Annotated in this window: 23 protein-coding genes and 3 tRNA genes; 10 read left to right on the forward strand and 16 right to left on the reverse strand. The window is 74.2% G+C overall.

The genetic code is table 11. The features are described 5' to 3' along the window. Nucleotides 1-46: 46 nt before the first annotated feature. The 3 genes from HDA32_RS07795 to HDA32_RS07805 all read right to left on the reverse strand — a co-directional run bounded on the left by HDA32_RS07795 (nt 47) and on the right by HDA32_RS07805 (nt 3,979). Entirely contained in the window at nt 47-2,650 is a 2,604-nt protein-coding gene (locus HDA32_RS07795; RefSeq protein ID WP_179642560.1) for a CHAT domain-containing protein, read from the reverse strand. 237 nt (nt 2,651-2,887) lie between these two features. After that, the gene (locus tag HDA32_RS07800; protein ID WP_179642561.1) at nt 2,888-3,373 is read right to left on the reverse strand and encodes a hypothetical protein; all 486 of its coding nucleotides are present in this window, start codon (nt 3,371-3,373) and stop codon (nt 2,888-2,890) included. A gap of 48 nt (nt 3,374-3,421) precedes the next feature. Beyond that, nucleotides 3,422-3,979 carry an RNA polymerase sigma factor gene (locus HDA32_RS07805; protein ID WP_312863085.1) on the reverse strand — a complete coding sequence of 186 codons (558 nt, stop codon included), beginning with the start codon at nt 3,977-3,979 and terminating at the stop codon, nt 3,422-3,424. 219 nt (nt 3,980-4,198) lie between these two features. Here HDA32_RS07805 and HDA32_RS07810 point away from each other — a divergent pair, with 219 nt between their 5' ends. Beyond that, nucleotides 4,199-4,693: a DUF3145 domain-containing protein gene (locus HDA32_RS07810; RefSeq protein ID WP_179642563.1), complete on the forward strand. Its 495-nt coding sequence runs from the start codon at nt 4,199-4,201 to the stop codon at nt 4,691-4,693. Between the two features lie 79 nt (nt 4,694-4,772). Here HDA32_RS07810 and HDA32_RS07815 read toward each other — a convergent pair whose 3' ends face one another. The 7 genes from HDA32_RS07815 to HDA32_RS07845 form a co-directional block, all read right to left on the reverse strand. Beyond that, a complete protein-coding gene (locus tag HDA32_RS07815; RefSeq protein WP_179642564.1) occupies nt 4,773-5,234 on the reverse strand; it encodes a DUF1707 domain-containing protein in 462 nt (153 codons plus the stop codon). Nucleotides 5,235-5,324: 90 nt separating this feature from the next. Then, nucleotides 5,325-5,744 (reverse strand): DUF1707 SHOCT-like domain-containing protein, encoded by a 420-nt coding sequence (locus tag HDA32_RS07820; RefSeq protein WP_179646538.1) that lies wholly within the window; start codon nt 5,742-5,744, stop codon nt 5,325-5,327. A gap of 272 nt (nt 5,745-6,016) precedes the next feature. Further along, nucleotides 6,017-6,439 (reverse strand): DUF1707 SHOCT-like domain-containing protein, encoded by a 423-nt coding sequence (locus tag HDA32_RS07825; RefSeq protein ID WP_179646539.1) that lies wholly within the window; start codon nt 6,437-6,439, stop codon nt 6,017-6,019. Between the two features lie 187 nt (nt 6,440-6,626). Continuing rightward, nucleotides 6,627-7,451, reverse strand: a complete 825-nt coding sequence (locus HDA32_RS07830) for a 3'(2'),5'-bisphosphate nucleotidase CysQ family protein (protein ID WP_179642565.1) — start codon at nt 7,449-7,451, stop codon at nt 6,627-6,629. Beyond that, complete coding sequence (locus HDA32_RS07835; RefSeq protein WP_179646540.1) at nt 7,448-8,452, reverse strand: ATP-grasp domain-containing protein; 1,005 nt, start codon at nt 8,450-8,452, stop codon at nt 7,448-7,450. Before HDA32_RS07835 ends, HDA32_RS07830 begins: the two co-directional genes overlap by 4 nt. Nucleotides 8,453-8,679: 227 nt before the next feature. Continuing rightward, entirely contained in the window at nt 8,680-9,312 is a 633-nt protein-coding gene (locus tag HDA32_RS07840; protein WP_179642566.1) for an HAD family hydrolase, read from the reverse strand. 116 nt (nt 9,313-9,428) lie between these two features. Then, complete coding sequence (locus HDA32_RS07845) at nt 9,429-9,965, reverse strand: YbhB/YbcL family Raf kinase inhibitor-like protein (protein WP_179642567.1); 537 nt, start codon at nt 9,963-9,965, stop codon at nt 9,429-9,431. A gap of 312 nt (nt 9,966-10,277) precedes the next feature. Between HDA32_RS07845 and HDA32_RS07850 the strand changes: the two genes are divergently transcribed. Next, nucleotides 10,278-10,736 carry an ATP-binding protein gene (locus HDA32_RS07850; protein WP_179642568.1) on the forward strand — a complete coding sequence of 153 codons (459 nt, stop codon included), beginning with the start codon at nt 10,278-10,280 and terminating at the stop codon, nt 10,734-10,736. A 228-nt stretch (nt 10,737-10,964) separates the two neighbouring features. Here the strand turns inward: HDA32_RS07850 and HDA32_RS07855 are convergent, their stop codons facing one another. From HDA32_RS07855 to HDA32_RS07870, 4 genes are all read right to left on the reverse strand, one after another. After that, nucleotides 10,965-11,684, reverse strand: coding sequence for a PIG-L deacetylase family protein (locus HDA32_RS07855; RefSeq protein WP_179642569.1), 720 nt, complete (start codon nt 11,682-11,684; stop codon nt 10,965-10,967). Between the two features lie 230 nt (nt 11,685-11,914). Continuing rightward, nucleotides 11,915-11,988: transfer RNA gene (locus tag HDA32_RS07860), tRNA-Val, on the reverse strand. Nucleotides 11,989-12,001: 13 nt separating this feature from the next. Then, nucleotides 12,002-12,072 (reverse strand) — tRNA-Cys (locus tag HDA32_RS07865). A 41-nt stretch (nt 12,073-12,113) separates the two neighbouring features. Beyond that, a tRNA-Gly gene (locus tag HDA32_RS07870) sits at nt 12,114-12,186 on the reverse strand. Between the two features lie 220 nt (nt 12,187-12,406). Here HDA32_RS07870 and HDA32_RS07875 point away from each other — a divergent pair. The 3 genes from HDA32_RS07875 (at nt 12,407) to HDA32_RS07885 (ending at nt 15,812) form a co-directional block, all read left to right on the forward strand. Beyond that, the gene (locus tag HDA32_RS07875; RefSeq protein ID WP_376766943.1) at nt 12,407-13,657 is read left to right on the forward strand and encodes a molybdopterin molybdotransferase MoeA; all 1,251 of its coding nucleotides are present in this window, start codon (nt 12,407-12,409) and stop codon (nt 13,655-13,657) included. 206 nt (nt 13,658-13,863) lie between these two features. Then, on the forward strand, nt 13,864-14,562 hold the full coding sequence (locus tag HDA32_RS07880; RefSeq protein ID WP_179642570.1) for a GntR family transcriptional regulator: 699 nt from the start codon (nt 13,864-13,866) through the stop codon (nt 14,560-14,562). Nucleotides 14,563-14,870: 308 nt separating this feature from the next. After that, nucleotides 14,871-15,812, forward strand: a complete 942-nt coding sequence (locus HDA32_RS07885) for a LysR family transcriptional regulator (protein ID WP_179642571.1) — start codon at nt 14,871-14,873, stop codon at nt 15,810-15,812. Between the two features lie 60 nt (nt 15,813-15,872). Here HDA32_RS07885 and HDA32_RS07890 read toward each other — a convergent pair whose 3' ends face one another. Beyond that, entirely contained in the window at nt 15,873-17,420 is a 1,548-nt protein-coding gene (locus HDA32_RS07890; RefSeq protein WP_179642572.1) for an MFS transporter, read from the reverse strand. Between the two features lie 113 nt (nt 17,421-17,533). On the opposite strand from HDA32_RS07890, the gene HDA32_RS07895 reads away from it, so the two are divergent. Then, complete coding sequence (locus tag HDA32_RS07895) at nt 17,534-18,082, forward strand: TetR/AcrR family transcriptional regulator (protein ID WP_179642573.1); 549 nt, start codon at nt 17,534-17,536, stop codon at nt 18,080-18,082. 105 nt (nt 18,083-18,187) lie between these two features. On the opposite strand, the gene HDA32_RS07900 is transcribed toward HDA32_RS07895, so the two are convergent. Beyond that, nucleotides 18,188-19,417, reverse strand: a complete 1,230-nt coding sequence (locus HDA32_RS07900; RefSeq protein WP_179642574.1) for an RsbRD N-terminal domain-containing protein — start codon at nt 19,415-19,417, stop codon at nt 18,188-18,190. 182 nt (nt 19,418-19,599) lie between these two features. On the opposite strand from HDA32_RS07900, the gene HDA32_RS07905 reads away from it, so the two are divergent. The 4 genes from HDA32_RS07905 to HDA32_RS07920 are packed head-to-tail and all read left to right on the forward strand — an operon-like array spanning nt 19,600 to nt 24,938. After that, on the forward strand, nt 19,600-20,178 hold the full coding sequence (locus tag HDA32_RS07905; protein WP_179642575.1) for an urease subunit gamma: 579 nt from the start codon (nt 19,600-19,602) through the stop codon (nt 20,176-20,178). Continuing rightward, nucleotides 20,175-21,863, forward strand: coding sequence for an urease subunit alpha (locus HDA32_RS07910; protein WP_179642576.1), 1,689 nt, complete (start codon nt 20,175-20,177; stop codon nt 21,861-21,863). Before HDA32_RS07905 ends, HDA32_RS07910 begins: the two co-directional genes overlap by 4 nt. Before the next feature lie 43 nt (nt 21,864-21,906). Next, nucleotides 21,907-23,613 carry an amidohydrolase gene (locus HDA32_RS07915; protein WP_179642577.1) on the forward strand — a complete coding sequence of 569 codons (1,707 nt, stop codon included), beginning with the start codon at nt 21,907-21,909 and terminating at the stop codon, nt 23,611-23,613. Then, nucleotides 23,610-24,938 (forward strand): MFS transporter, encoded by a 1,329-nt coding sequence (locus tag HDA32_RS07920; protein WP_179642578.1) that lies wholly within the window; start codon nt 23,610-23,612, stop codon nt 24,936-24,938. Before HDA32_RS07915 ends, HDA32_RS07920 begins: the two co-directional genes overlap by 4 nt. The last annotated feature ends 7 nt before the right edge of the window (nt 24,939-24,945 follow it).

Below are 24,945 nucleotides of genomic sequence, written 5' to 3' on the forward strand. Positions count from 1 at the left end.
ACCCGCCCGGGATCGTGCTCCCGGGCGGGTCCGGTGCGCCGCGCCCTCAGCCGGCGCCGAAGCAGACGAAACCGGAGCCGGCCAGGTGGTCGGCGACCGCCCGGCTCGCCGGTGCGCCGGAGCGCAGCGCCGCGTGCAGCCGGACCATCGCCGCCGCGGTCCCGATGTCGGGCACCGGCAGCACGCTGGCGATGACGGTCCCGCCGCCGCACGCCAGCAGGGCGGCGCCCAGGCCCAGCGGCACCCCGGTGGGGGAGGGCACCGACCGCCCCACGGCGCAGGAGGACAGCACGGTCAGCGCCGGCGGCCGCGGCACCCGCTCCAGGTCGTAGGCGAACAGGGGGCCGCCGGCCAGCGAGATCCCCGACCGCATCGGGGCGTCCGCGGGGACGCCGCCGTGCGCGGTGACGTGGGCGAGATCGGCGCGCCCCAGTTCGCGCACCAGCGCCGACGCGTGCGCCCGCGCCCCGCTGAGCACCCGTGCGCCGGGGCGTTCCCGCCGCAACGCCTCGATCTCCGCCTCGGCTCCGGGGAGCCCGGCCCCGGCGACGAGCAGCACGCGGGGGGTCCTGGGCAGCCTCCGCCGTCGGCAGCGCAGCCACGCCCGGCCCGAGGCGACGATGCTGACCGGACGCCCGCGCAGACCGGGCAGCAGGCCCCACGGCAGCGCCTGGGCCTCCGGGGGCGGGGCGATCACCAGGGGGCGGTCGGCGACCGCGTCGGCGACCGGCTCCACCAGCAGCCGCGCGACCAGGGCGGCGCGCTCGGCCGTGAGCGGGCCCGCGCCGGTGCCGGGGGCGGTCACGTCGCGCCGCGCCGCGTGCAGCAGCGTGTCGATCGCGTCGCCGAGCGCGGGGGCGGTCGGCAGCGGGTGCGCCCTGGCCCGGCCGTCCACCAGCGTGATGGCGACCGGCGCTCCGCGCAGCCGGGTGTAGCGGACGAACGCGCGCCGGTCCAGTGCGGCCGCGATCCCGTGCGTCACCGGGCCGGACGAGGGCGCGCCGACCGCGGGAGCCGGGCAGCCGGGGTGCCACTGCGCCAGGCCCAGCCGGGTCTCCAGGTCGTACAGCTCCGCCCCGGCGGCCTCGTCCCCGGCCGCCGCGCGGACGTGCGCGGCGCGGTAGCGGTCCAGCAGCCGCAGCCAGCCCGCGTCGCGGCACCGGCGCGCCGCGGGGGCGGTCTCCCCGGCGCGCTCGGGCCACTCCAGCCACTCCAGGGCCTCGGTCGCGTCGCCGCAGGACAGCGCCATCTCGGCGCCCAGCCGGGCCAGCTCCGCAACGGAGGCGCGGGCGTGCGCCGCGGTTTCCAGGTGGCCCGCGGCCGCCGGAGCACGGTCCGATCCGGCCAGGGCGCGCCGCAGTTCCCGCCGGACGGCCGCGCGGTCGCCCGCTGCCAGCGCCCGCAGCGCGCGGGCGTGCCCGGGCCGCGGTGCGGCCAGCGTCGGCGGCCCCAGCGGCGCGGTCGCCACGGCGTCGGCCAGCAGCCGGGCGGTCCCGGCGGTGGCCGGGAGGTCCGCGGCCCACTCCGGCAGCCGCAGCGGATCCCCGGAGCGGCCCGGCCGCGCCGGATCGTCCGCGGCGTCGACGTCCCCGCTGCCACTGGGGCCTTCGGCGGCGCCGGAGCGGGTCCCCGCGGCCCCGACGCTCGGCGGGACCGGCCGCGGCCGCTCCCGCCGACCGGTGACGAAGCGCGCCGACCACTCGATCTGCAGCGCCAGTTCCGCCCAGACCGAGTCGGGAGCGAACGCCGCACGCACCTCCCCGGCCTGCGCCGCGGCGGCCGTCCGGTCGCCCCTGCCCAGATGCAGCTTGGCGCGGATCAGGCGGGTCGTGGCGTACTCGGCGTCGGGGCGCGCATCCCCGCCCGAACGCGGCAGCGAGCGCAGCAGCGCACCGGCCTCCCTGTGCATGCCCGCGGCCACCAGGGCGTCGGCCCGGTCCAGCCGCAGCGTGGTCCTGCGCTGCTCGGGGAGCAGTACCTCGGCCGAGTCGAAGCGGAGCACGGCCCGCGCGACGTCGCCCTCGGCGACGGCCAGGCAGCCGAGGTTCTGCAGGGTCAGCCCCCGCAGGTGGTCCAGGGCGTGCTGCTCGGTGAGCGCCAGCGCCCGCGACAGGTCCTCGGCCGACTCCGCGAACCTCCCGGCGTACATCAGCGCGAGCCCGCGGTTGCACAGCAGCCCGGGCAGCAGCCGGGCGTCGGCATCGGGCCCCATCCGGTGCATCGCGGCGTCGAAGTCGGCGAGCGCGGCCTCGAACCGGCCGAGCTGGCAGGCCGACACCCCGCGGTTGATCAGTGCGAACGCCTGCGCGGGGCGTTCGGGGCGGACCGCGTCGTCCAGCAGCGGGCCGAGCGCCCCGCCGCCTCCCCTGCGGGCCAGCAGCCCCAGCCGTGAGACGCGCGCCTGGTCCGCCGCGTCCGCCAGACCGGCCCGGTCGGCGACCTCGGAGGCCTCGCCCAGCGTCCGGTCGGCGGCCCGCACCGCGCCCAGTTCGTACTGGGCCAGTCCCAGCAGCCGCAGCGCGATGGATCTGGTGCGGGGTTCGGACGAACGGGCGAGCAGCCGTCTCGCGTGCAGATGGGCCCGTGCGGGGTCCCGTGCGACAAGGGTGATCTGGTGGGCCGTCTCGTCTTCGGTTCGCCGAACCGTCATGCACCATCGCCCTTCATCCGTTGACGAGCGTGCGGGGTGGAGCGGTCACGGGGCGACGTACGGCCATCGGCCGATGACGGTCCGCCGCCCATCGTCTTCACGAATAACACGCGGAGCGCGTCCGCGTGGCGGCATCACCGAAAAACGCCGGCGGTTTCCACCGGGGTCGCCGAGAAGCCGGGTGGGTCCGAGCCGCCGGACCGGCCCTCGGCGGGCCCGCCACCCGCTCCCGGTCGCTCACACGGCGATCCAGCGCGTGGCGATCGGCGTCGCGCCGGGGCGGTGGCACAGGACGCTGATCGGCCCCCGAGGCACGTCGCGGACCACGAAGGCCCCGGCGGCGTCGACCTCCCCGCCGCAGTGACCACGGGCCCAGCGGACCTCCACCGCGCTCGCCCCGGGAGGGGCGATCTGCCCGGCGATGTCGCGCAGGTCGCCGTGGCAGGTGATCTCCAGGCTCACCGCGACGCCCGCCGCCCGGAACACCAGGAGCCGCGGGTCGGCGGCGACGTCGAGGGGACCGGCGGCCGCGCGCAGCCCCGCGGGCGGGTCCTCGGCGGAGTCGCCGTGGACATCGGCGACGAGGGCGTCGGCGCGCCGCGCGGCGTAGGCGGTGCGCGCCGCGGCCCCGACCTCCTCGGGCGGCGGTTCCAGCAGCGGATCCGGACCGCGCAGCGAGGTCACGAACCGCTCGTCGTCGGTGGGGGCGTCATCGGTGGACATCCTCGTCGCCTTTCTGCGGGTCCACATCGGGTCGGCGCGGTGCCCAGCTCACGGCCACTCGCTGAGCAGCCGGCGCAGTCGGCGGAACGCACGGCGCCTGATGCGGCCGAGCTCGCCGACCGGTACGCCGGCCAACTCGGCGACCTCGTCGGCGCCGAGCTCCGGCGCCTCCAGGCGCAGCAGCGCCACGAGCCGGTCGGGGTGGTCCAGCCGCCTCAGCGCCCCGTACACGGCCGCGGCGCCTTCGGCGGCGAGGTGGACGGCCTCGGGACTGCGGTGGTCGGGGCGGTCCAGCCCGCCGGGGTCGTACGGGTGCGTCCGCCGACGCAGCCGGACCTGCCTGCGGCACTCGTTGTGCGCGGTGACGGCCAGCCACGCGCCGACCCGGGCGGGGTCGCGCAGCCGGGTCAGGTTCTCGCTGAGGTTGCACCAGACGGTCTGGGCGACGTCCTGGCAATCGTGGAAGGAGAGCCGGTAGGAGCGGATGACCACCCACAGCCGCCCGGAGTAGCGCGCGTGCAGCTCCTCCCACGCCCGGTCGTCGCTCTCGGCCGCCCGCTTCACCAGGTCCGCGATGGAAGTCGCGTCCTGGGGCTGGTCACTCACCCGTACCCCCAGTAAAATCACACATCCCGCCACGCCGGAGGAACACGCTAACCGTTCGGCACGGCGGTTGCGGGGTGTCTGCCGGTTTCGGCCACCGACGGCCCTGGTGCCGGTGATACTCATGGGGCACAATAGGGCGAGGAGAATACCCAACACGGACATCTCCTCTGTGGGTACGAGGGCGTCGGGGAAGCGCACTCGTTCGTATCAGGAGGTTCGGTGTCCGCACGTGGCGTCTTGTACGTCCACTCCGCGCCTGCGGCGCTGTGCCCACACGTCGAGTGGGCGGTCGCGGGCGTGGTTGGCGTACCTGTGAAACTTGACTGGGAGGCACAGCCCGCGGCCCCGGGGACCTACCGCGCCGAGCTCAACTGGCAGGGCGCGCCGGGTACCTCCGGTGCCATCGCCTCGGCCCTGAACGGCTGGCAGCGGCTGCGCCATGAGATCACGGAGGAGCCCAGCCCCGGATGTGACGGAGTGCGCTATGCCTACACTCCCACCCTCGGTGTGTTCTCGGCGGTGACGAGCGCCCTGGGCGAGGTGCTGGTGCCCGAGGCGCGGTTGCGCAACGCGATGGAGCGCGCGGCGGCGCAGGGCGTCGACCTGGCCGAGGAACTGGACCGCCTCACCGGACGGGCCTGGGACGAGGAGCTGGAGCCCTTCCGCTACGCCGGCGACGGCGCCCCCGTGCGCTGGCTGCACGCCGCGGGATGACCCTTCTTCCCCCGCCGGTCCCGACGCGGTCGCAGGCGCGACCGCCGGTTCGGGACCGGACAACGCCGGGACCGGCGCCCTAACCGTCGTCCCTGTTCCCGCCGGTCTCGCCGCTCACCGCGTTGGCCAGCGCGAAGACGAACATGAAGCCGATCGGCCACAGCGGCCAGAACGGCAGGAGGCTTCCGGCGAGGACACTGGTGACGCCCCAGATCCCGATCATGATGACGGAGACCCCGGCCAGTCCCCGCCACGGCTCCAAGCGGTCGCGCCACGTCCTGGCCGACACGTCGGCCGCGCCGAGCCGGGCGGGGTCCATCTGGTCGGAGCCGCGCTCCACGGGGGCGGGCGGGGGGAGGTCGGCGGTGATCGGCGCGAGCTCGCCCAGCGTCTTCGCCCGCATCGCCGAATCCAGGCGCTCGCCGTACTCGGTCAGGTCCAGCCGGCCTTCCGACAGGGCGGCCGCGAGACGCTCGGCGACGGCGTCGCGGTCGGCGTCGGAGGCACGCAGCCGCTCTGGGGGAACGCGATCGTCGTCCATGCTCGCCTCACCTTCACGCGGAATCGTCGCAGCGGTTCGACAATGCGGCCCTTCTCGACGACCAGCCTATGCGGGCCCGGCGCCGGGCGCTCAGCGGCGGCTGCCCGAGCTCTCGTCCGGCCACACCGCGGCGGCGACCAGGATCGCGGCCCAGATCCCCAGCGGAACGAGCGGCCAGAACGGCAGCAGGGCCCCGCCGATGACGCTGGTGACGCCCCAGATCCCGGTCATGATGATGGCGCCGCCCAGCCACCACCGCCACTCGTCGATCCAGTCCTTCCACGGCGAGACGACCGGCAGGTGGCCCGCTTTGACGAGGTCGGCCGGTTCGGCTCCGGGCGCGGGCGGCTCGGGCAGGTCGGCGGTGATCGGCGCGAGGTCGCCCAGCACGACGGCGTGCATGGCCAGGTCCAGGCGGCGCTCGTATTCGGCGAGGTCGAGGCGGCCTTCGGTGAGAGCGATCGCGAGACGCTCGGCGACGGCGTCGCGGTCGGCGTCCGAGGCGCGCATGCGGCTCTGCGGAACGCGTTCGTCGTCCAACGCCCACCCCCTACGCACCGATGATGGGAAAATTCACGATACGCCGTGGTGGGACGGGTGAAAAGGCGTCAGGGGCCGATCGAACCCCGACCGCCGCGTTCGCGGGGCTGGGCGGGATTTCCATGGCTCGGACCTGCTGCGCCGCCGGCGGCCTGCGCGCACTGCGACGGCCGGCGGCCTGTGCGAACGCGATCGTCAAACATCAGTGAGGCGGTCGTCCGGCGCCGCCGGCGAAACGCCGGTCACCCGCTCTTCCCGCCGCATCCGTCGTGCTGGGGCCAGAACAGGCCGGCGATCAGGATCGCCGCCCAGATCCCCAGCGGGAGCACCGGCCAGAACGCCTGCGGCTCCCCGTTGAGGAGGCTGGTTCCGCCCCAGATGGCGACCATGATGACGGCCCCGCCCAGCCAGGAGCGCCATTCGTCGAACCACTCCCGCCACGGCGACGCGTCGCCGGAGCCGGCATCGGAGGCCGGGGGCTCGGGGGAGCGGGCCTCCTGCCGGAGCGGCAGATCGGCCGTCAGCGGTTCGAGCTGGCCCAGGGTGGCGGCCCGCATGGCCGAACTCAACCGCAGGTCGTACTCCTCCAGGTCCAGGCGGCCCTCGGCGAGCGCGGTGGCGAGGCGTTCGGCGACGGCGTCGCGGTCGGCGTCGGCGGCGCGAATGTGGTCCTGCGAACTGATCTCCCCCGGCACCGGATGCGCCTCCACTTTCCTCACTCCCCCCGCGCGGCCGCGACGGACTTCGGCGCGCGCCGTGAGCGCCAGTCTAGGAATCCGGGACCGGGCCGCACATCCTTCATCCGGCCGGTCCGCACTACGCCTTTCGGATGACGGGCCGACGCCGCCGATGTCACCGGAGCCCGTCCCCGCCGCTCTCGCGGTACCACCGGGCGACCGCGGCGCACGTGGCGGGGTCGGCCGCGCCGATCAGTCCGGTGTGCTCGAAGCCTCCGCTGTAGTCGAACGCCGACCCGTCCAGTCTGCGCAGCGCGCCGCCGACCTCCGCGAGCAGCAGTTCCGGGGCGGCGACGTCCCAGTCGCGCACCGGGACGTCCTTGACGAACAGGTGCGCCGACCCCTCCGCGATCCTGCACAGCTTCAGCGAGATGCTCCCGCACTCCAGGTAGGCGGTGTAGCCGAAGCGGTCGTGGACGGCGCGGGCGATGCCCCGCGGTTCGGGGGTGTTGTCGATCAGGGTGCCGCTGCCCGGCGGCGCGGCGCCGCAGGGCAGCAGCGAGTGCCCGTTCGCCGTGGCCCCCATGCCGCGCACGGCCGCGTACATGACGTCGGGCTCGGGGGCGTAGATGGCGGACAGCACGGGTCCGCGGTCGGCCATCAGCGCGGCCTGGGTGACGTAGCCGGGGAAGCCGTGCGCGTAGCTGGCCGTGCCGTCGACGGGATCGATCAGCCAGTACCGGTCGGGTCGGGACGCCAGCGAGGCCGGATCCTCCTCGCTGAGCACCGGGATCCCCGGATCGATCGCCCGCAGCCGCGAGCTGAGGGCGTCGTGCGCCATCGCGTCGGCCCCGGCCTTGAACTGCAGCCCCTCCCAGGAGCCGCTGGTGGCCCGGGAGTCCGCACGCCATTCGCGCAGCAGGACGCCGACCTCCAGCACGGCCCACGACAGCGCGTCGGCGAGCTCGTGCGCGATCCGGCCGGGCCGGTCGGTGTTCATCGGAGGGCCTGCACGACGGGCCCCAGGTAGTCCGGCATCTCGCGGCCGGGCCTGAAGCCGTGCGAGCCGAAGTGCGCCTCGTCGACGAACTCGTCGGCCCACCGGCGCACCATGACCAGTCCTTCGTGCCACTTGTCGGTCAGCGCCGGCCCGCCGCCCAGGGCCTGGCCGAGCAGCCCGGCGATCTCGTCCACGCCGGAGGCCGCGGTCAGTGGGGCCGTGGAGGAGAAGCGCGGGTTGATCTCGAAGATGAAGGGCTCTCCCGCCGCGTCCAGGGCGAGCTGGACGTTGAACGGGCCGTCGGCCCGGAGCTCGCGCTGGACGGCGCGGCACACCTCGGCCACGCGGTCGTTGCGCCGGGTGACCGCGAACTTGGTGACCCCGCGCTTGAGGATGATCTCCTTGGAGACCACGGCCTGCACCGCGCCGTCGCGCCAGGCCACGACGGAGACGGTGAACTCCGGCCCGGTGATCTGCTCCTGCAGGACGAGGTCGCCCGCGGAGTAGGGGGCGTCCTTGAGCAGTCGGCCCAGTTCGGCGGCCGACTCGCACACGGCCACGCCCCTGCTGCCCCGCCCCGAGCGCGGTTTGACCACGAGCGGGAATTCCAGGTCGCCGGCCCAGTCCGAGGCCAGCCGGGTCGCCGGCACCGGGATGCCGACCTCGGCCAGCCGCTTCATCAGCGCGTACTTGTCCAGGCAGGCGGTGACGAAGCCGGAGCGGGGGAGCAAGACGGCGATGCCCTCGTCCTCCAGCTCACCGATGACGGCGAGTTCCTCGTCGACCAGCGGGACGACCGCGGCCGCGTCCTCCTTGAGGCAGATTCCGCGCATCTCCGGCAGGAAGTCGTCGGTGTCGCCGGGAGGCACCAGGTAGCCGCGGTCGGCCACGTACAGTCCCGGTGCGGTGGCGTCGATGTCGGTTGCGACGACCCGGTAACCGCGCTCGCGCAGGTGCAGGATCGTTCCTGAGGTCGAGGCCGAGCCCGCGGTCGTGACCACGACGGTCGGCTGCCCGGAAAGCTCTTCAGCAGACACCGGTGAACCTTTCCGATCGATATTGGATTTGTGGGGGTGATCGGTGCGGATCTGCGTGGTGAGCGGGGACCGACGGTCTTCGTCCTTCGAGGGTAGGTCCCTGTTCTTGAACGTGCGCGGCTATGGCCGGTTCCGGTTCCCAGGACAACCGGATGGCCCGGTTCGGCGTGGGGGGAGCCCCGCGATGCGGGTCAGAACGGGCCCAGGCGGTCGGTGAGGAACGCCTCCATGTCGGCGGTCCCGGCGTAGTGGTGGGCGTCGATGCCCAGCTCCTTGGCCGCCAGGATGTTCTCCTCGCGGTCGTCGATGAACGCCGTCTCCGCCGGTGCGGCCCCCAGCTCCTCCAGCACGTGGGTGTAGATCGCGGCGTCGGGCTTGCAGACGCCGACGTCGCAACTGAAGAACAGCGCGTCGAACGGCTCCAGCAGGGGCGAGGCCCGCAGCGCCCCCGCGATGTCGGAGGGGGCGTTGGACAGCAGTGCGAGCCGGGCGCCGTGGCCGGCGAGCCGGTCCAGGACGGCGACGCTGGCGGCCGAGGCGTAGAGCCAGCCGCCCACATCGGCGGCCCAGATCTCCTGGCGCCGCGCGGCGTCCCACTCGGCGCCGATGCGCCCGGCCACCCTGCCCCAGTACTCCGACGCCGGAACGCCGGCGTCGTAGGCGCGGCGCTCGGCCCAGTACGCGGCCCAGAACTCCTCGGGCCGCGCTCCGCTGAGCCGCTCCAGCTTCGCCCGGACCTCTTCGGGCGGCGGAACCGAGATGACCTCGCCGTAGTCGAAGACCACGGTGGTGACGGGGGAGGGGGCGGGGGGCGTGATCGGCATGCTCGTTCGGCCTTTCGCTTCGGTCGGGGGTGTGCTGCTTTTCGGACGCGTTCCACGGGATGCCCGAGCGGGCGCGTTGAGGGGCCGCCCCGCCGGGGCGGCCCCTCAACGGTCGGTCACGCCTGCTCGTAGACGGGGGTGACGCCCGCTCGGGCGAGCGTGTGGAAGAAGAGGTTGAAGCCGAGGAACGCCGGGCTCGCGGTGTCGTCGATGCCCAGCGACTCCACGTCCAGTGCGTGCACCACGAAGAAGTAGCGGTGCGGTCCGTGCCCGGAGGGCGGAGCGGCACCGATGTAGCGCTTGCCGCCGGCGTCGTTGCGGATCGTGACGGCGCCCTGCGGCAGGCCGGAGCCGTTCTCGTCCCCGGCGCCGGACGGGAGCTCGGTGGTGCCCGCCGGGATGTCGCAGACCGCCCAGTGCCAGAACCCGCTCGCCGTGGGCGCGTCGGGATCGAAGCACGTCACGGCGAAGCTCTTCGTGCCCTCGGGGAAGCCGCTCCACGCCAGGTGCGGTGACACGTCCTCGCCTCCCGCGCCCATGATCCCGCTGACCTGGGCCTTGGGCAGCGTCTGGCCGTCGGAGACGTCGTCGCTGGTCACGGTGAACGACGGCACGTCGGGAAGAAAGTCATATGGAGATGGCGCCTGAGCCACGGATACCTCCCAGTCGGGTGAGTATTACGGTCTTCGGTTCTACCCCACGATGATCGTGCGATGCCCTCGCCGCAGGCGGTTTCACCGGCCGCGGACAAACGGCGGGAGCCTTCCGGGCCCGGCGGCCCCGGTTACTACAATTGGCTGCGAACTGCGCGAACGCCGGCCGGTCAACGCAGGGCGCGAAAATCGGCGCCGCGGTCGGCCGACGTCTCGGATCGGGGGAGCGCTCATGAACCGCCGCGGACGGACGCGGAGACCGCCGGCGCCTGCGGAGTGCGGGCGCCGCGCGCGGAGCTCTGGTCGTCGGTGATGACGGGTCCCGGCCCCGGCCACGTGCGCATGGTGCGCTACGTCGCGATGCCCACCGCGGTCGGCTGCGCCCGCAGGGAGGCCCTGCAGTGCCTCAAGGAATGGGGGCTGGTCGACCTCCTGGAGAGCGCCGAGCTGATGGTCTCCGAACTGGTCACCAACGCGGTCAACGCCACCGGCCCCACCGGGACGCGGACGCCGCGCTACAGCGAGCTCACGAACCTCGGCACCGTGATGCTGGAGCTGCGGGTCGACGGCGAGGTGCTGCGCCTCTCGGTCTGGGACTCCGACACCCGCCCCCCGGTCCTCAAGGACGTCGGCCCGGAGGCCGAGGAGGGCCGGGGCATCTACCTGATCGACGTGGTCAGCGCGCGGTGGGGACACTACCTGCCGCCCACCGGGGGCAAGGTCGTGTGGTGCGAACTCCCGCTGGAGCCGACCGCCGGACAACACGGCTAGTGTGCCGAGTCGCTGATCCGATGTGTATTTCAGCGGAGGTAGAGTGCTCGGATCATCAGGGCCGCGGCGGGGTCCCTGCTGTGTCACACCGCGGAGCCTGCGGAGCAGGACACGGTAGGGGAGTGACGCGGTCCGCGGGCAGCTTCGCCAATGCCACCTCGGGAACCCGATGAGTCTTGAGCGCACTACCCCGGCACGACAGGGTTCATCGAACAGCGACTCAGGACGCTAGAGCGTCGAGACCACCTGGTAGCTCTCGGCCAGGCGGCCTTCGGGCAGGCCGCCCCGGGCGGCGTTGGCGGCCAGCCAGTCGCGCATCGCGCCGCTCAGCCCTTCGACGTCGGAGACCTGGCTGGCGTGCGCGGCGATCGCCGCGATCTTGCGCTCGAAGGTCCCGGTGATGTCGGGCCAGCGGTTGGGCGCGAGCCCGTTGGACAGCCAGACCTCCGGGACCGTCCATGCGGCCAGGCCCTCCTCCGCGAGCAGCTCCGGGTGGGCGTGCGGGTTGCGGGCGTCGGGGTAGACCGCGTTGATCGCCGCCTCACCGGCCGCCAGGTGGTCGGGGTGGCTGGGCGCCATCCGCTCCCAGTTGCGGTCCGGACTGGGAATGATCATGCGCTGCGGCCGGACCTGCCGGATGACCCGGGCGATGTCGCGACGCAGCTCCAGGGAGGGGACGAGCCGCCCGTCGGGGTAGCCCAGGTGGCGCACGTCGTGCACGCCGACGATCTCGGCGGCCTTGCGCTGTTCGGCCCGGCGCACGCGCGCCATGTCCGCGCCGTCCCCGGTGCGCTCGTCACCGCCGGCGTCGCCGTCGGTGACCATGAGGTAGCTCACCTCGATGCCGGCGTCCGTCCACAGCGCGATCGTCCCGGCGCATCCGAAGTCCACGTCGTCCGGGTGCGCCATGACCACCAGCGCCCGCTCCACCTCGGCGCCGACCGGCATCCGGCTCCCTCCGTCGTACTCGACCCGGATGTGCGGTGCCCGCAGGATCCCGGCGCGAAACACCGGAGCGGCGGGCCGGTACCGGCCCGCCGCTCCACCTGGACAGCGAGTCTGCGGGTGTGATCCGCATTGGGGGCGAGACGTCCCCCTGGAAAGCACGGCAAGCACAGCAAACGCAGCGGCCCGCGGGGCAGGCGGCCGAAAGCCGCCGACCGACGCGGGCCGACTCGTGGGCGATACAGGATTCGAACCTGTGACCTCTACCGTGTCAAGGTAGCGCTCTAACCAACTGAGCTAACCGCCCGAGTGTTCCTCGGAGGTGGAGACGGGATTTGAACCCGTGTTGACGGCTTTGCAGGCCGCTGCCTCGCCTCTCGGCCACTCCACCGGATTCAGACGGGGGAGCCGCGAGGCTCCCCCTGATCTCCGAGCGGACGACGGGATTCGAACCCGCGACCCTCACCTTGGCAAGGTGATGCTCTACCAGCTGAGCCACGTCCGCGTGCCGGCCGGTTCCGCGCCGTTCACCGGCCCGGTGCCCTTCCTGCACCTAGAACTTTAGCGGAATCTGCGCAGACGGCAAATCAGAATGCCGGGCGCACCGGCGCGACCTGGGCCACAGTCGGGCGGGTCCGGTGAGGGGGGCGACCCGACCGGTTCCCCGCGCCGGACCCGCGTGGTGAACGGAACCGCGGCCGACGGTCGGCGATATACAGAGAGACGTGCGAGTTCACGGGGACGCCGATCGACGGCACGAGACCACGACCCGCTGCCACGGCCACGGGGCGGTGACGCCATGGGCCGCGGCCAGGGAGGCCGCACGCGACATCGGGGGCCGCTGCGCCCGTCCGGAGGCGGTGCGCGCACCCCTGCGCGAGGCGCTGGGGGCCGTGCTGGCCGAGGACCTGGCGGCCCTGGTCGGAGTGCCCTCCTACGACGCCTCCGCCATGGACGGCTACGCCGTCGCCGGGCCCGGGCCCTGGACGGTGGTCGGCAGGGTGCTGGCCGGGCAGGCGCCCCCGGAGGAGCTGGGACGCTCCCGGGCCGTGGAGGTCGCCACCGGCGCGCGGGTGCCGCACGGGACCGAATCGGTGCTGCCCTACGAGAACGCCGAGCGCCGCGGCGACGCGGTCCACGGGGACGCGGTCCCCGGCCGGCACGTGCGCCGGGCCGGCGAGGACGTCCCGTCGGGCGCGACGGTGCTGCCGGCGGGCACGGCCGTCACCCCCGCTGTCCTGGGCCTCGCCGCGAGCCTGGCCCACGACGCCCTGACCGTCCGCCGCCCGCGCGTGGCCGCCCTGATCACCGGGGACGAGCTCAGCCGCTCCGGTTTCCCGGCCCCCGGCACGGTGCGCGACGCGATCGGCCCGATGCTGCCCGGCCTCGCCGGATGGGCGGGTGCGGCCCTGGAGGACCCCCGCTACGTCGACGACACCTTCGGCGCCATGGCGGCGGCGCTGGAGAGCGCCGCGCGCCGACCCGACGTCTCGGTCGTCGTCGTGTGCGGCGCCTCCTCCACCGGTCCGGCCGACCACCTCCGGACGGCACTGGCCGAGCTGGACGTCACCGTCGTGGTCGACGGCGTGGCCTGCCGGCCGGGCCATCCCCAACTGCTCGGCCACTTCGGTCCGCAGCGGGCGCCCGGCCCCGTCGTCGTGGGACTGCCCGGCAACCCCAACGCGGCGCTGGCGGCGGCGCTGACCCTGCTGGTGCCGGTGCTCGCGGCACTGACCGGGCGGCTCGACCCCGGCGCCGCGCCGCCCAGGACGCTGCCGCTGCGCGACGGTGCCGGTGTCGCGCCGCACCATCGCGACACCCGGCTGATCGCCGTGCGGGCCGACGGCGGGCACGCCGAGCCGGTGGGCCACGACCGCCCGGGCGTCCTGCGCGGCGCCGCCATGGCCGACGCCCTCGCCGTGGTCCCGCCGGACTGGACGGGGCCGGCGGCGGAGCTGCTGTGGCTGCCCCGCTAGCGGGGGGACCGGTCGGGAACGGGACTTTGGTCCCCTTGTGCCGCCCCGCCGGTGTGATGAGGCTGGAACGCGGCTCGTCGAGCAGGTGACCGGCCGGCGGCCGTCCGGGAGCGGGAGCGGTGGCCCGGCACTGAGTAGACTGCGGGGCACGACTACCCCATTGACCCCGCTGATTTCCGGCGTGACGGATACGGAGTCTCACATCTATGGCCTCAACCCGGCTTTCCAAGGGGCTGCTGACGAACCGGGTGCAGCGACCGGTGCCACTGCGTGAAGGCGTCTATGAGGCACTCCTGGAGCTCATCACCCGCCGGCAGCTGCCGCCGGGGCAGCACCTGGTGGAGAACGAACTGGCCGACCGGCTCGGGGTGTCCCGCCAGCCGGTGCGCGAGGCGCTGCAGCGGCTGAGCAACGAGGGGTGGGTCGACCTGCGCCCGGGCTACGGCGCGTTCGTGCACCAGCCGACCGAGAGCGAGGCCGAGCAGCTCCTGGCGGTGCGCGCGCTGCTGGAGACCGAGTCGGCGCGGCTGGCCGCGCGCAACGCCGCCGGCGAGGGGGTCGAGCGGCTGCGGGAGCTGTGGCGCGAGGGCGTGGCCGGGCTGGAGGTCGGCGACACCGACGCCATGGTCGACGCAAACGCCGACCTGCACCGCTGCATCACCGAGCTGTCCGGCAACAGCGTCCTCGCCGAACTCGCCGGCCAGGTCGCGCGCCGGGTGCGCTGGTACCACGCCCTGGTCGTCCGGCAGCGGGGCAAGGACGCCTGGGACGAGCACGCCGAGATCATCGACGCCATCGCCGCCGGCCGGGAGGACGAGGCCGCGCGGCTGATGCGGGAGCACACCGACACCACTCGGCGCACCTACCACGAGCAGGCCGCATCGGAGTCGGCTCCGGCCGAGTGAACCGGCCCGGCGGCGCCGCGCTCCCGGAGGGGTCCCCCGGTTCTGCCGCGGACGGCCGCGAATGTGCCGCAGCCCTCTGGCGCCGTGTGCTCTGAGACACCAGAATGTGTGACCGACCTCTCTTCGGTGGTGTCCGGGAACATCGTTGCAACTGAGACGTGAGCAGAGGTGAGCGCCGGGCCCGCACCGCGCCGGATTCCACCGAGGCCGGATGCCGCGGTGCGCGCGCCGGGGCCGGACCGCCCCTCGGTTCCGGCCCCGGTCGGCCGTGTCCGCCGGCGCCGGTCTCGCGGCGCGCGAGGAGCGGGATGCTGATTCGGCAGTTGGAGTACCTCACGGCGCTGGCCAGGGAGCAGCATTTCGCGCGCGCCGCCCTGGCCTGCCACGTCTCCCAGCCGGCGCTCTCGGCCGGAATCCGCAAGCTCGAAGCCGAGCTGGACGTGCCGATCGTGCGCCGCGGCAACAGGTTCGAGGGGTTCACCCCCGAAGGTGAGCGGGTGCTGCGCTGGGCCTACCGCATCCTCGCCGAGCGTGACGGGCTGGCCGCCGACGTCGGGAGCATGCGCGACGGCCACACCGGGGAGCTGCGCATCGGTGTCGTCCCCGCGGCCATCGGCGCGGTCGCCATGGTCACGGTCCCCTTCGGGATCGAGCACCCGCGGGTCCGGTTGAGCGTGCTGGACATGCCGGCGCCCGAGATCCGCCGGGGGCTGGCCGACTACGAGATCGACTGCGGGATCACCTACCTCGGCGCGGACCCGCCCGCGGTCCCCGGCATGGCGGTGCCCCTCTACCGCGAGCGCTACCTGCTGCTGACCGGTGTGGAAGGGCGGTTCGCCGGATGCGCCGCGGTGAGCTGGGAGCAGATCGCGCACCTGCCGCTGTGCCTGCTCACCCCCGACCACGAGTGCCGCCGGACCGTCGACGCGGTGCTGCGCGGACTGGACGCGGTGCCGAGGGTGCGGGCCGAGACGAACTCGGTGCCGGGCCTCTACGCCCACGTGCGCGAGGGCGGCTGGTTCGGCGTGCTTCCGCACGCCTGGCTGAGCTCCTTCGGCCTGCCGCCGGGGATGCGGGCGCTGCCGCTGGTCGACCCGGAGCCTGTGGCCGAGGTCGGGCTGATACTGCCGCAGCGCCACCCGGAACCGCTGCTGGTGCGCGAGTTCCTGGCCTTCGGCCGGACCGTCCCGCTGCAGCGCCGCCTCGACGAGGTGGCGCCGGCGCCACCGGAGTCGGAGCAGGCCGGTTAGGGACCGGAGCCGCTGTCCGCCGTCCGGGCGGCGGGCACCGGCGTGCCCACCGTTCCTCCGTCACCGCGTGCGGGACCCGGAGCGCCGCAGCAGGACGCCGGCCTGCACCGCCGCGTAGGCCACGATCAGCGCGCCGATGAGGCTCGTGACGTGGATGCCGTCGGTGAACGCCGTCCGGGCGGCCTCCATCAGCGCCGGACCGTTCTCCGGCGCGAGCCCCCGGGCCGCCGTCACCGCGCCGCCCAGGGTCTCGCGGGCCTCGGCCATGGCCGGAGCCGGCACACCGGGCACCGGGTCGAGGTTCAGGCGGTAGGTGGCGGTGAGCACGCTGCCGAGGACCGCGATGCCCAGCGCGGCCCCGAGCTCGTAGGCGGTCTCGGAGATCGCCGAGGCCGCGCCGGCGCGGGCGGGAGGGGCCGCGGTCATGATCGCGTCGTTGGTCAGCGTGTCGGAGACGCCCACCCCGGCGCCGATCAGCGCGAACGCGACGACCACCGGCAATGTGCCGTTGTCCAGCGGCAACCGGGCCAGCAGCGCGAACCCGGCGGCGGTCAGCGCCAGCCCGATCGCGATGACGGTGCCCATGCGCAGCCTGCGCGCCAGCGCGACCGCGACGAAGTGCGCGGCCACCGCCAGGGACAGGCCCGGCAGCAGCAGCACGCCGGCGCGCAACGGGCTGATGCCCTGAACCAACTGCAGGTACTGGGTCAGGAAGAACAGCGACGAGACCAGCGCGAACACGACCATCAGGTTCGTGGCCACGCCCACGCTGAACGCCCGGATCCGAAACAGCCGGACGTCGATCATGGGATCGTCCAGGCGGAGCTGGCGGCGGACGAAGAGGTGGCCCAGCACCAGGCCGGCGAGGATCGCGGCGACCGACGCGACCGACGGCCCGCCGTCGGCGATCTTCTTCACGCCGTAGACCACCGGCAGGATCGCCGCCATCGACAGCACGACGCTGGGGAGGTCGTAGCGGCCGGGGCTCGGGTCGCGCGACTCCCGGACCAGGATCGGCGTCAGCACCAGGATCAGCGCCATGACCGGCAGGTTGATCAGGAACACCGAGCCCCAGTGGTAGTGCTCCAGCAGCCAGCCGCCCAGGATCGGGCCGAGCGCGGAGCCGGCCGAGAACATCGAGGCCCACGCCGCGATGGCGAGCAGCCGCTGGCGGGGGTCCAGGAAGATGTTGCGGAGCAGCGACAGCGTCGAGGGCATCAGCGTCGCCCCGGCGAGGCCGAGCAGGGCGCGCGCCGCGATCAGGACTTCCGCGCTGGAGGCGTAGGCGGCGACCAGCGAGGCCGCGCCGAACCCGGCCGAACCGACCAGCAGCAGCCGGCGGCGCCCGATGCGGTCGCCCAGGGTGCCCATGGTGACCAGCAGGCCGGCCAGAACGAACGAGTAGATGTCGACGATCCACAGCAACTGGGTGCCCGTGGGGGCCAGCTCCTCGCTCAGGGCGGGCACGGCGAAGCCGAGCACCGTCATGTCGACGGAGATCAGCAGCACCGGCAGCGCCAGCACAGCGAGGGCGCCCCACTCGCGGGGCCCGGCCTTCGGCGTGCCGCCGTGCGGGGTCGCCTGGGTCCGGGCTACGGCGGAACTCATCTTTCCTCTGCTTCTTCTGGTCGGTGGGGCCGTGTGCGGCCGCATGGCCATGGGATGAGCGGATGAATATACGGAGCAGTATTCTAAACCGTCCGGCCGGTACAGTGTCAATCGTGAGTGCTTCTACAACGCGTGACCGCATCCTCGACGCCCTCCAGGACATCCTGATCGAGGAGGGGAGCTCCGCCGTGACGCTGGAGGCCGTCGCCGCCGCGGCGGGCGTGTCAAAGGGCGGCCTGCTCTACCACTTCCCGTCCAAGACGGCCATGATGACCGGCCTGGTCCGCAGGCTCGCCGACCGGGCGGAGGAGGAGTTCGGCGAGGCGGTCGAGACCGAGGGCGGCGTGGTCCGGGGGTTCCTGCGGACATCCCTGCCGGAGTCCTCGGAGGAGGCCGCGCTCTACTGGTCGATCATCGCGGCGCTGCGCAGCAAGGAGGACGTCTCGGAGGAGGCCCGCAGGCTCATCCACCACGTCTTCGCCCAATGGTCGGAGCTGCTGCATCAGGAGATCGACGACCCCGTGCTGGCGGAGACGATCCGGCTGGTCGGGGACGGCCTCTACCTCACGGCCATCGCCGGCCTGCCCCAGCCCGACCCCGAGGTGGTGCGCCGGATGATGGACCGGCTCATCGAGCAGGCCGACGCCTGCCGCCGCACCTGACCGGTGTCCGACGATCGGGTTCGCGGGTCTGTTCGAGGGGCTCCCGGCCACCGCGCTGCTGCTCGTCCTCGTCGCGGCCGCGAACGCCGCGTAGCCGGGCGGCGGTCATGCGGCCGGTGCCCGCCGCGCGCACTCCAGGGCGATGAGGACGGTGGCCGCCTCGCGCGGGCGGGTCGGGTGGTGGCCAGTGAGCTCGGCGAACCGGTTCAGCCGGTTGAGCACCGTGTTGCGGTGGCAGAACAGGGCCCGCGCCGCCGCCGTGATCGAACCGGAGTCGCAGTAGGCGGCCACCGTCTCCAGCAGGCGCCGCCGTTCGTGCTCGGAGATCCCGGCCAGCCCCGACAGCACCGACTCGGTGAGCAGCTCCCCGATCTCGTCCAGGCGCGCGGCCGCCACGCCGGTCCACCCGTCGCTCAGCGTCACCGCCCCGGTCACGTCCTCGTCCAGCGCCGCGGCCAGCTCCTCGGCGGCGCGCAGCACGCGGGAGACCCGGGCCAGTCCGCGCGCCACCGGCCCGACCGCGCACGGAACGGACTCCAGCCACCGCGGCGGCACCCCGCCCCGGTCCCGGGACAGCTCCGCCACCAGTACCAGCGCACCCCGGTGGTCGTGCAGGTGCACCACGGCACCGGCCGCGCGGGCGGCCGCGGCCGCCTCGCGCAGCTTCCGCTGCCAGGCCGGCGGGGCCACCGCCACGGCGAAGTCGGCATGCGCGTCCACCCGCAGCGCCGTCGCCACCTGGCCGACGAGCTGCTGGTCGCGCCCGTCCGATGACAGCAGCCGCCCCATGAGCACGGTGCGCTCGCGCTCCCGCTCCCTGGCGAGCACGGCGACCTCGTCCAGATAGGCGGTGTGCACATGCACGGTGTGAAACTCCACGGCCTCCCACACCCGGACCGCGCCGCGCGTCAGAGCCGGCAGGTCCGCCGGCCGGATCCGCTCCAGCAGCGCCGTCCACAGCACCCGGAAGTCCATCCGCACGGCCTGCAGCAGCTCTTCCAGCGGCACGCCCTGGTGCACCCGCCGGCGGCCGAGGCGCTCGGAGACCTCGCGCAGCCGTTCGGGCGCCGGTAGCCCGCCGACCAGCCGGAGCAGCAGTTCGAGGGAGGCGCGTGCGGTCTCGCGCAGGTCGTCGGCCGGCACCGTGGAGCGGTAGGCCTCGAACGCGCCGACCTCCGCGACGAAGACCTCCACCAGTTCGTCGAGGTCGTCCATGCAGTCGCGGACCAGGACGCGCAGCTCCTCGGGCACGGGGGCGGCGAACGGGTCGCCGTGGCCCTCCCCCGGGGTTACGGGATCCCGCGCGCCGTCGGAAAAACGTCGTTCATTGTGCATTAGCCCATTATCCACTCCGCACTCCGCTGTGTTTCGTCATTGTCTCCCACCCGGTGGCGGGGCATCGTGGTGTGCATCGGAGTGCGACGCCGCACGTCGGCGCCGTCCCGCGTCGGCCGCGGGACGGCGGTGCCGCCGCAGGGCGCGCGCACGGGCACCGCAACGAGGAAGAGGAGCGGGCGATGCACCTGACGCCACGCGAGCAGGAGCGGCTGACGCTGTTCACCGCCGCCGAGCTCGCCCGGCGCCGACTGGCGCGGGGCGCGCCGCTGGGTGCGACGGAGGCGATCGCCCTGGTCTGCGACGAGATCCTGGAGATGGCCTGGGACGGCGCCGCCCTGGAGGACGTGGTCGCCCGCGCCCGGCGGCTCGTGCCGACGGAGCGGCTCCTGCCCGGCGTGCCGGCGGCCGTCCCGAGCATCCAGGTCGAGGCGCTGTTCCCGCACGGCTCCTCGCTGATCCACGTCCCCGAACCGTTCGGCCCGGCCGAGGCCGACGGGCCGGGGGCCGTCGTCGCGGCCGAGGCCGACGTCGAGCTGGCCCCGGGCCGCGCGCGGCGGCGGATCACCGTCACCAACCGCGGGCGGCGCCCGATCTGGGTCTCCTCGCACTTCCCGCTGGAGGAGGCCAACAGCGCCCTGGAGTTCGACAGGGAGGCCGCCCGCGGCCACCGGCTGGACGTCCCGGCCGGCCGCTCCGTGGAGTTCCGGCCCGACCAGGCGCAGAGCGTGGCCATCGTCGCGCGAGGAGGTCAACGATGAACAGGCTGCCCCGGCGCGACTACGCGTCCCTGTACGGCCCCACCACGGGGGACACGGTGCGGCTGGCGGACACCGACCTGTGGGTGCGCGTGGAGGGCGACGACACCGAGCCCGGCGAGGAGCTGCTGGGCGGCTGCGGCAAGACCGCCCGCGACGGCCTGCTCGTCGCGGGCAGGGCGCCCCGCGACAGCGCCCTGGACATGGTCGTCCTCGGCGTGCTCGTACTGGACCCGCTCATCGGCGTGCGCAAGACCAACATCGGCGTCAAGGACGGCCGCATCGTCGGCACCGGCCGGGCCGGCAACCCCGAGACCACCGACGGCGTCGAGCTCGTCGTGGACTCCCACACCGCGATGATCACCGGTGAGGGCCTGATCGCCACTCCCGGCATCGTCGACTCCCACGTCCACCTCTCCAGCCCCGAGGTGGTCCCCGCCGCGCTGGCGGCCGGCGTCACCTCCCTGGTCGGCATGGGGATCGGCGGCGTGTGGGACGTCGGCGCCAACCCCGCCAACAACCTGCACAGCCTCATCGAGGGCTGGCGGGACGCGCCCGTCAACGTGGCGTTCCTGGCCCGGGGCTCCTCCTCCTCGACCGAGCTGCTGGAACGCGCGGTCCTGGCCGGCGCGGGCGGCTTCAAGATCCACGAGGACTGGGGTGCGACCCCGCGCATCGTCGACACCTGCCTCGGCGTCGCCGAGCAGGCCGACCTGCCGGTCGCCCTGCACACCGACACGCTGAACGAGTCCGGCTACCTCTCCGACACGCTCCTGGCCACCCGCGGCCGCACCGTGCACGCCTACCACGTCGAGGGCGGCGGCGGCCACCCCGACCTGCTGGAGATCGTCGGCCAACCGCACGTCCTCACCTCCTCCACCACGCCCACACTGCCGCTGACCCCGGCCACCGTCGCCGAACTGCTGCCCATGACACTCACCGTGCACCGCGGCCACCACGGCCTGGACAGCGACGTCTCGATCGCGGCGAGCCGGGTCCGCGAACACGCGATCGCGGCCGAGAACGCGCTGCACGACCTCGGCGCGATCAGCATCGTCAACTCCGACTCCATGGGCATGGGACGCATCGCCGAGACGGCGCGGCGCACCTGGCAGGTGGCCCACGTCCAGGCGCACCTGGCCGGGCAGGCCGGGCCCGGCGTCGTCAACAACGAACGGGTGCTGCGCTACCTGGCCAAGATCACCCTCAACCCGGCCATCGCGCACGGCATGGCGCACGAGGTCGGGGCGCTGCGGCCCGGGAGCATCGCCGACATGGTGCTGTGGCGGCCGGCCTCCTTCGGCGCCCAGCCGGAGCTGGTGCTGAAGTCGGGCTTCGTCGCGTGGGGGGTCTCCGGCTCGGGCTCGGGGTCCACCCGGCTCACCCAGCCGCGGATGATGAAGCCCTACTTCGGCGGCCTCGGCGGGGCCCCGCGCCGGCTGTCCAGGGTCTTCGTCTCCCAGGCCTGCCTGGACGACCGCGCCGCCAGGGAGGCGCTGCCCCGAGGCGTGCGCTACAGCCCGATCCGCGACAGCCGCGGGCTCACCCGCCACGACATGGTCGCCAACACCGCGGTGCCCGATGTCCGGGTTCCCACCACGCCCGACTCGGTACTCGTGGACGGCCGGCCCATCGGCATCCACCACGCCGCCGACCTGCCGCTCACCCGCCTGCACAACCTGGCCTGACCGGCCCGACCCGCCCGCCGCCTTCCGAGGAAGACCACCGCACGTGCTGGACCTGAAGCTGTTCAACGCCCGGATCCGGACGGTCGACGACGACCGCCCCCGGGCCCGCACGCTCGGCGTGTTCGCCGGCCGCGTCGCCGGCCTCGACGACGCGGTGGCCGACCTGCCGGCCCGCACCGCCGTCGACTGCGGCGGAGCCGTCATCGCCCCCGGCTTCGGCGACGCCCACAACCACATGGCCTGGTTCGGCCAGTCGCTGGACGAGCTCGACCTGGAGGGGGCGGCGACCCTGCCGGCCCTCTACGACGCGGTCGCGCGCCGCGCCGCCGGGCTGCCGGCCGACGCATGGGTCGTGGGATCGGGCTACGACGACACCGCCATGGGCGCCCACCCGCACCGCGCCGGACTCGACCGGGCCGCCGGCGGCCGGCCGGTCTGGCTCAAGCACCGCTCCGGGCACATGTGCGCGGTCAGCAGCGAGGTGCTGCGGCTGGCCGGCGTGCTCGGCGGCGGAGCGGACGTGCCCGAGGGCGGCGTGGTGGTGCGCGACGCCGACGGCGTCCCGACGGGGCTGCTGCAGGAACAGGCCCAGGGCCTGGTCACCGCGCTCGTCATGCCCTACCCGGTGACCGAACTGGCCGACGCCATCGGCAGGGCGAGCGCGGTCTACGCGGCCGAAGGGCTCACCCACGTGGTGGAGGCCGGGATCGGCCTCGGCCTCATCGGGCGCAGCCCCGTCGAGGCCGCCGCCTACCAGCTCGCCAGGGACCGCGGCGCGCTGGGCGTCCGGGTCGAGCTCATGGTGGCCGGCGACAACCTGCACCCGCTGCGCTCGCACGCCGACGACGGCATCGACGTCGGCCTGGACCTGGGCCTGCGCACCGGGTTCGGCGACGACCGGCTGCGGCTGGGGCCGATGAAGATCTGGCTGGACGGCTCCCTGATCGGCCGCACCGCCGCGGTGACCGAGCCGTTCTGCGGCCACGCCCACGGATCCGGGTACCTCCAGGCCGGGCCCGAGGAGATGCGCGCGCTCGTCGTCGACGCGCACCGCGCCGGCTGGCGGGTCGCGGCGCACGCCATCGGCGACAGCGCCGTCGACCTCGCCCTCGACGCGTTCGCCGAGGCCGGGCGGGCCGCGCCGCGCCGCGACGTCCGGCACCGGATCGAGCACTCCGGAGTGGTCCGCCCCGACCAGCTGGCCCGCTACGCCGAACTGGGCGCCGTGCCGGTGCCGCAGCCGCGCTTCCTGCACGCGGTGGGCGACACCATGGCCGAGGCGCTGGGCCCCGAGCGCACCCCGTGGCTGTACCGGCACCGGTCCTTCCTCGACGCGGGACTGCGGGTGCCGGGCAGCTCCGACCGCCCGGTCGCGCCGGGCGCCCCGCTGCTGGGCATGCAGTCCATGGTCGAACGGCGCAGCAGCGCCGGGATCGTGCTCGGGCCCGACGAGCGGGTCGGGCCCGAGCAGGCGCTGCGCGCCTACACCATCGACGCCGCATGGGCGAGCCACGACGAGCACCGCCGCGGCAGCATCACCCCCGGCAAGCACGCCGACTTCGTGCTGCTCGCCGACGACCCCGTCGAGGTCGACAGCGGGCGCATCGGCGGAATCGGCGTCCTGGCCACGTTCGTGGCCGGGGAGTGCGTGCACGGCGCAGACCTGCTCGCCGGGCACGGCCTGGCGGTGGACGGCCCGATCCCCCAAGGCCCGCGACCGCGCGGCCCCGACACAGGAGCGACACGATGACCCAGCACGACCGGCCCGGCGGTCCGCCGGGCAAAGCGAAGCCGGTGGTGACCGACAAGGAGGCCCGGCGCATCGCGTTCGCCGCGTTCGTCGGCACCGCGCTGGAGTGGTACGACTACTTCCTCTTCGGCACCGCGGCCGCCATCGTCTTCAACCGGCTGTACTTCACCGCGCTGGATCCCACGGCGGCCACGCTGGCCGCCTTCGCCACGTTCGGCGTGGGGTTCGTGGCCCGGCCCGTCGGCGCGGTCGTCTTCGGCTGGGTCGGCGACCGCATCGGCAGACGCCCGGCGCTGCTGATCACCGTGGTGATGATCGGCGTGGCCACCGGCCTGATCGGCGTGCTGCCCGACTTCACGGCCATCGGCATCGCCGCACCCGTCCTGCTCGCGCTGCTGCGGCTGCTCCAGGGCATCGCGGTGGGCGGCGAATGGGGCGGCGCGGTGACACTGGCGGTGGAGCACGCCCCGCCGGAGCGCCGCAGCCGCTACGCCGTGCTGCCGCAGATCGGCTCGCCGGTGGGCACGCTGATGTCCTCGGGCGCCTTCGCCCTGGTGCTGCTGCTCCCTGCGGACTCCTTCGACTCGTGGGGCTGGCGGCTGCCGTTCCTGGCGGCGTTCCCGCTGCTGATCATCGCCGTCTACATCCGCCGCAGGGTCGAGGAGTCGCCGCTCTTCGACGAGCTGGTCAAGCAGGACGAGCGGGCGAAGGTCCCGGCGCTGGACGTCTTCCGGCAGGCGTGGGGCCGGCTGGTCGTGGCCATCGCCGCGGCGTTCCTCGGCGTCGGCGGGTTCTACATCATGACCACGTTCATGATCAGCTACGGCGCCGGCACCCTGGACGTCTCCCGCAGCGTGATGGTCAACGCCACGCTGGTGGCGGCCGCGGTCCAGATCGTGGTGCTGATCCTGGTGGGCCGGCTCGCCGACCGGCTCGGCCCCGGGCGGGTCACCCTGTGGGGCGGCCTGGCCACGGCCGTCTGCGCCTTCCCGATCTTCTGGCTGGTCGACACCAGGAGCACGCTGCTGATCATCCTGGCCGTCACCGCGGGGGTGGGCGTGCTCTCGATCGCTTATGCGGTCACGGGCGCGCTGCTCACCGAGCTGTTCCCGGCCCGGCTGCGCTACAGCGGCGTGGCGCTGGCCTACAACATCGCGGGTGCGCTCAGCGGCTTCCTGCCGTTCGCGGCGACGGCGCTACTGGAGACCAGCGGCGGCCGGTCGTGGTCGGCGGCGCTGCTGCTGATCGGGGTGGCGCTGGTCACCGCCGTCGGCGGCTTCTACGGCGAGCGCCTGCGCGTCAAGGACGAGGTGGCCACGGCCTGACCGGACC

Origin of the sequence: Spinactinospora alkalitolerans (genome assembly GCF_013408795.1) — a bacterium.
In the GTDB taxonomy this organism is placed as follows: Bacteria; Actinomycetota; Actinomycetes; order Streptosporangiales; family Streptosporangiaceae; genus Spinactinospora; species Spinactinospora alkalitolerans.